The 5,006-nt window shown below is 31.3% G+C and carries 5 protein-coding genes and 1 pseudogene; 5 read left to right on the top strand and 1 reads right to left on the bottom strand.

The annotated features are described in order from the left end of the window. Together V5787_RS07355 and V5787_RS07350 are read left to right on the top strand one after the other, a co-directional pair. A partial coding sequence (locus V5787_RS07355) for a UDP-2,3-diacylglucosamine diphosphatase (protein ID WP_336892608.1) occupies positions 1–481 on the top strand: 481 nt, incomplete at its 5' end. Continuing rightward, on the top strand, positions 426–1,082 hold the full coding sequence (locus V5787_RS07350) for a hypothetical protein (protein ID WP_336892607.1): 657 nt from the start codon (positions 426–428) through the stop codon (positions 1,080–1,082). The genes V5787_RS07355 and V5787_RS07350, both read left to right, overlap by 56 nt. Positions 1,083–1,673: 591 nt before the next feature. Here V5787_RS07350 and V5787_RS07345 read toward each other — a convergent pair. Further along, complete coding sequence (locus V5787_RS07345) at positions 1,674–2,156, bottom strand: hypothetical protein (RefSeq protein ID WP_336892606.1); 483 nt, start codon at positions 2,154–2,156, stop codon at positions 1,674–1,676. A 133-nt stretch (positions 2,157–2,289) separates the two neighbouring features. Between V5787_RS07345 and V5787_RS07340 the strand changes: the two genes are divergently transcribed. The 3 genes and pseudogenes from V5787_RS07340 to V5787_RS07330 form a co-directional block, all read left to right on the top strand. After that, positions 2,290–2,793 carry a DUF456 domain-containing protein gene (locus tag V5787_RS07340; RefSeq protein ID WP_336892605.1) on the top strand — a complete coding sequence of 168 codons (504 nt, stop codon included), beginning with the start codon at positions 2,290–2,292 and terminating at the stop codon, positions 2,791–2,793. Between the two features lie 273 nt (positions 2,794–3,066). Then, positions 3,067–4,767, top strand: a complete 1,701-nt coding sequence (gene lysS / locus V5787_RS07335; protein WP_336892604.1) for a lysine--tRNA ligase — start codon at positions 3,067–3,069, stop codon at positions 4,765–4,767. A 154-nt stretch (positions 4,768–4,921) separates the two neighbouring features. After that, positions 4,922–5,006 (top strand): annotated as a pseudogene (locus V5787_RS07330) (IS1595 family transposase); the annotation flags it as partial.

Here is a 5,006-nt window from a genome sequence, read left to right as displayed (position 1 = left end):
TCTGAATGGAGATATTATTGATATTTGGCAATTTAAGAAAAGATATTGGCCAAAATCTCATATGAAAATTATCAAACATATTTTTGGTTGGGTTTCTGATGGGGTTGAAGTGATTTATATTACTGGTAACCATGACGAAATGCTGCGAAAGTTTGTCGGTTTTAAAATGGGTAAATTATCGATAGAAAATAAATTGGTTCTTAAGTTAGATGGAAAGAAGGCCTGGTTTTTTCATGGAGATGTCTTTGATATTACCATGAAGCACTCTAAGTGGTTGTCGAAATTGGGTGCTGTAGGTTATGATTTTTTGATTTTTATAAATTATGTTATTAATGGTATATGTTCTTTGTTAGGCAGGAAAAAAATTTCTTTATCAAAAAAAGTTAAATACAAGGTCAAAGGTGCCGTTAAATTTATAAATAATTTTGAAACCACCGTTACAGATATCGCAATCAAAAGAAACGGTTATTTTAAGCTTTGATTATTCCATACAAGAGAAACAATATACAGATGAAAGTGAACTTAATACTTGGCATTTTGACTATGTCTTTGATAGGTATGTAAAAGGAGTTAACTTCCTGACTGCTTTAATAGAAGTCCAAGGCATGCGTATTCCTTGTGGGCTAGAGTTTATAAAGAAAGATGTTTTGGTAACTGATACTGTAACAGGAAAGAAAACGCAAAAAAGCAGTAAAACTAAAAATGAACTTTTTAGAGAAATGTTACAGGAATGTAGTGGTAAAATACACTTTGATTATGTTTTGGCCGATAGTTGGTTTTCTTCAGTAGAAAATATGATTTGTTGTAAAGACACCTTAAAAAATAATCGAAAAGTAGCCTTATCATTAGAATACAAGCAAAATGGAACCTACCTAAATATTAAAACATTACAGCTAGGGCAACAGACCGTGGAGGTTTGGTTTAAAAAATTAGATTTTCCGCTGCTGCTTACAAAGCATGTTTTCAAAAACGAAAATGATACAGTCGGCGAGTTGTACTTGGCCTGTAGTGATTTAAGTTTATCGTATGACCTAATAACTACAATCTACAAAAAAACGGAGGGCACTAGAGCAATACCATAAATCGATTATAAGCAATACAGGAATTGCTAAATCTTCAACTAAAAAAAGAGCTACTCAAACAAATCAATTTGTCTTATCCTTTGTCGCATATATAAAACAGGAATGACTTAAACAAAGGACAGGAAAAAATCACTTTGCTATGAAAACACAAATCTATTTAGCAGCACAAAAAGAAGCTTATAACGAGCTCAAAAAGTCATGAACAACGAAAGCTGCATAATCACTCGTTTGGGGATTTGAGTGCGTAAGGTGAGTAACTCAACTGGTGGTATTAGGCGATTTTTCCCAAAAGGAACAGACTTAGGAAAGGTCACCGAAAAAGAAATTTATTTTCAGATTTGTAATTGTTCCGCTTAAATGGACACGAAAATCTCATCAAAAAATATTGAAATTGTTCAATAAGAAAGGTATATTATACCATTTCATTTTTAAAAGACGTAATAATAATAATAATGTGGAATGTTTTTTATTCAAATAAGCAATAAAAACTGAAGCATATCCGATAGGATTGTATTTTTTATGAAATAAGAATGAAAAAGAAACGAATTTAATACGTCATTTAAATATTAAAATGGTATTCGTATAACGTCTCTATTTTAATTTTACAACAATTGGCAATTCAAAAACTGTACTTACAGGAATGGCTGTTTTGATAGCAGGGAAAAAAATTGGTAACGTTGCTATACTCTCGTTAATAATCGAATCTAGCTTCGGTATATCCCTTTTTATCAAATCCGAGGATTGAATTCCATCCAAACTTGCATTACCTCTAGCATCAATTTTAATCCTTACAATTACTGTTTCATCGACGTATCCAGAAACTCCAAACGTATGTTTCAACAAAGAATCGGCAAAGTGATTGTACAGATGATTAATAAAACATCTGTTTTTTTTATCAGTATCTATCAAATTCTTACATTCAGGAAATACTGGTAACTCATCCACTTTAGTATAATTAATAAGTGTATCAATTTCAGTTTTCATAAAACTAAAACCAATTCGCTTAGCAGAAAAATCGCAAGAAACTAATGTCAGAACTATTAATAACGAAAAAAAAACTCTTAAAATCATCATTTTAAATTGATAAGTGAAAATACAACATTTATCCGATTACAATAATGAATCCACAAACTTTATACACACACAAAACAACAGAATATATTAATCTCATTACCTGATCTATTATATTTTTATAAATTGTAATCCTATGGATATACTATTGACAATACTCGGTTTATTTTTTATATTATTAGGAATCATCGGTGCAATTCTCCCAGTTCTACCAGGACCACCAATAAGTTGGATTGGTCTTTTATGTTTGTATGCAACCAATGCAGTACCGAATGACCCCAAATTTTTATGGATCACATTAGGAATCGCATTATTAGTTACCCTACTTGATTATATTATTCCTATTATTGGAACCAAAAAATTTGGAGGCACTAAAAAAGGTATTTGGGGGTCTATACTAGGATTAATGGTAGGATTATTTTTTGGTCCAATCGGAATTATTATAGGTCCATTTATAGGTGCACTTATAGGTGAATTGATTGAAAACCCAAGAAACACAAAAAAAGCACTAAAAGCTGCAACAGGGTCATTTATATGTTTTATATTCTCAACAGGTCTAAAATTGGTCGTTGGAGGTTTTTTCTTTTATTATTTTATAAAAACATTTTGGATCTATAAGTCTTCTCTTTTTTCTTTCTAATGACTAATTTATAGGCGAAAAAAAGCAACCCTGTACGAGGGAAGCTTTCCTCTGGTTTCAACAAAAACCACGATACTTTTTTCTAAAAGCATCAAAACAACACTCTACAAATATAACAAATTTCAGATGCCAAACAACAAATATTAAAACCTTGTTATACATTATATTAAAACATTGCATTTAAAGAACAAAGTTTAAATTTATTATTTATAATTCCCTTTGTATTCGGTATCTTTGCAAGCTATTAAATTCACCATATAAACACATCGTACCATGCAATTATCAGAACAAGAAATTGTAAGAAGAGAAAAACTTGACAAATTAAGAGCTTTAGGAATTAACCCATATCCTGCAGATTTATTTCCTGTAGATAGTTATTCTAAACAGATTAAGGAAAACTATATAGAAGGAAAGAAAGTTGTAATTGCTGGACGATTAATGCGAAAAAAAAATCAAGGAAAAGCATCTTTTGCTGAAGTACAAGATACAGATGGAAGAATTCAAATCTATCTGAATAGAGATGAAATTTGCCCTGGAGATGATAAAACATTATACAATGATGTTTTTAAGAAATTATTAGATTTAGGTGATTTTATTGGAGTTGAAGGGGAATTATTCAAAACTAAAGTTGGAGAAATCTCTGTTAGGGTTGCCAATTTCCAACTATTGAGCAAAGCTTTAAAACCATTGCCATTACCGAAAACAGATAGTGAAGGAAATGTATATGACGAATTTAACGATCCTGAATTACGTTACCGTCAACGTTACGCAGATTTAGTAGTAAACCCACAGGTAAAAGAAGTGTTTATAAAAAGAACAAAACTGTTCAACGCTATGCGTACTTTCTTTAATGACAAAGGATACTTTGAAGTAGAAACTCCGATTTTACAACCTATAGCTGGTGGAGCCTCCGCAAGACCTTTTACTACTCACCACAATTCATTAGACATTCCATTATACATGCGTATCGCAAATGAATTATACCTAAAAAGATTAATCGTTGGTGGTTTTGATGGTGTTTATGAATTCTCGAAAAATTTCAGAAATGAAGGAATGGACAGAACTCATAATCCAGAATTTACAGCCTTAGAAATTTATGTAGCTTATAAAGATTATAACTGGATGATGAATTTCACGGAAAAATTATTAGAATACTGTGCCATCGAAGTTAACGGAACAACAGATATTGTTTTCGGAGAGCATCAAGTGAACTTTAAAGCTCCTTACCCAAGAGTTACCATGGCAGATTCTATCAAACACTTTACTGGATTCGATATCATTGGCAAAAACGAAAATGAGTTACGCACTGCAGCAATAGAAATGGGTATTGAAGTTGACAATACCATGGGTAAAGGAAAATTAATCGATGAGATGTTTGGAGAAAAATGTGAGGGAAATTACATTCAGCCAACATTTATTACAGATTACCCAAAAGAAATGTCTCCGCTATGTAAAGAACATAGAGACAACCCAGAACTTACAGAAAGATTTGAATTGATGATTTGTGGTAAAGAAGTTGCTAATGCATATTCAGAACTGAATGATCCGATAGATCAAAGAGAACGTTTTGAAGCTCAATTAAAACTAGCTGAAAGAGGTGATGATGAAGCGTCAAATTTCATTGATGAAGACTTCTTACGTGCATTAGAATATGGAATGCCTCCTACTTCTGGATTAGGAATTGGAATGGATCGTTTGATTATGTATCTAACAAATAACCAATCTATTCAAGAAGTGCTGTTTTTTCCTCAAATGAGACCAGAGGTACGAGAGACACAGACAATTACCCTTACTGATGAAGAAAAAGAAGTATTAGCATTGATTAAAAAAGCAGAGAAAATCACCTTATTAGATTTAAAAACACAATCTGGTTTATCTAATAAAAAATGGGACAAAACAATAAAAGGATTGACCAAAAACAACTTGGCTTCTGTAAACAAAACAGAAGAAGGATTGTTTGTAGAAATAATATAAGCATACATACATCTCTTTAAATTCAAAAAGCATTGTTATCTAAGCAATGCTTTTTGAATTTAAATCCTTAGAAAAACACTTAGCCACTTTATATGAAATTTTACTGAGTTAGTCATTTAGTTTCTGTATCTTAGTGTCATTAAATATAACAGATATGGATGTTTTTCAAGGTCAAAATATACTGAGTTTTATAAAAGAACTGCCAAATGATGAAGCTTGTAAGGCTTATTTAGCCAAAA

This window comes from Flavicella sp., assembly GCF_037132785.1.
Lineage (GTDB): Bacteria > Bacteroidota > Bacteroidia > Flavobacteriales > Flavobacteriaceae > Flavicella.
Note: the sequence above shows the minus strand (reverse complement) of the source record. Positions and strands in the feature narration are given on the sequence as shown.

Coding starts and splice junctions, on each gene's coding strand:
- V5787_RS07345 (WP_336892606.1), bottom strand. CDS start 2,156: ATGATGATTTTAAGAGTTTTTTTTTCGTTATTAATAGTTCTGACATTA.
- V5787_RS07340 (WP_336892605.1), top strand. CDS start 2,290: ATGGATATACTATTGACAATACTCGGTTTATTTTTTATATTATTAGGA.
- lysS (WP_336892604.1), top strand. CDS start 3,067: ATGCAATTATCAGAACAAGAAATTGTAAGAAGAGAAAAACTTGACAAA.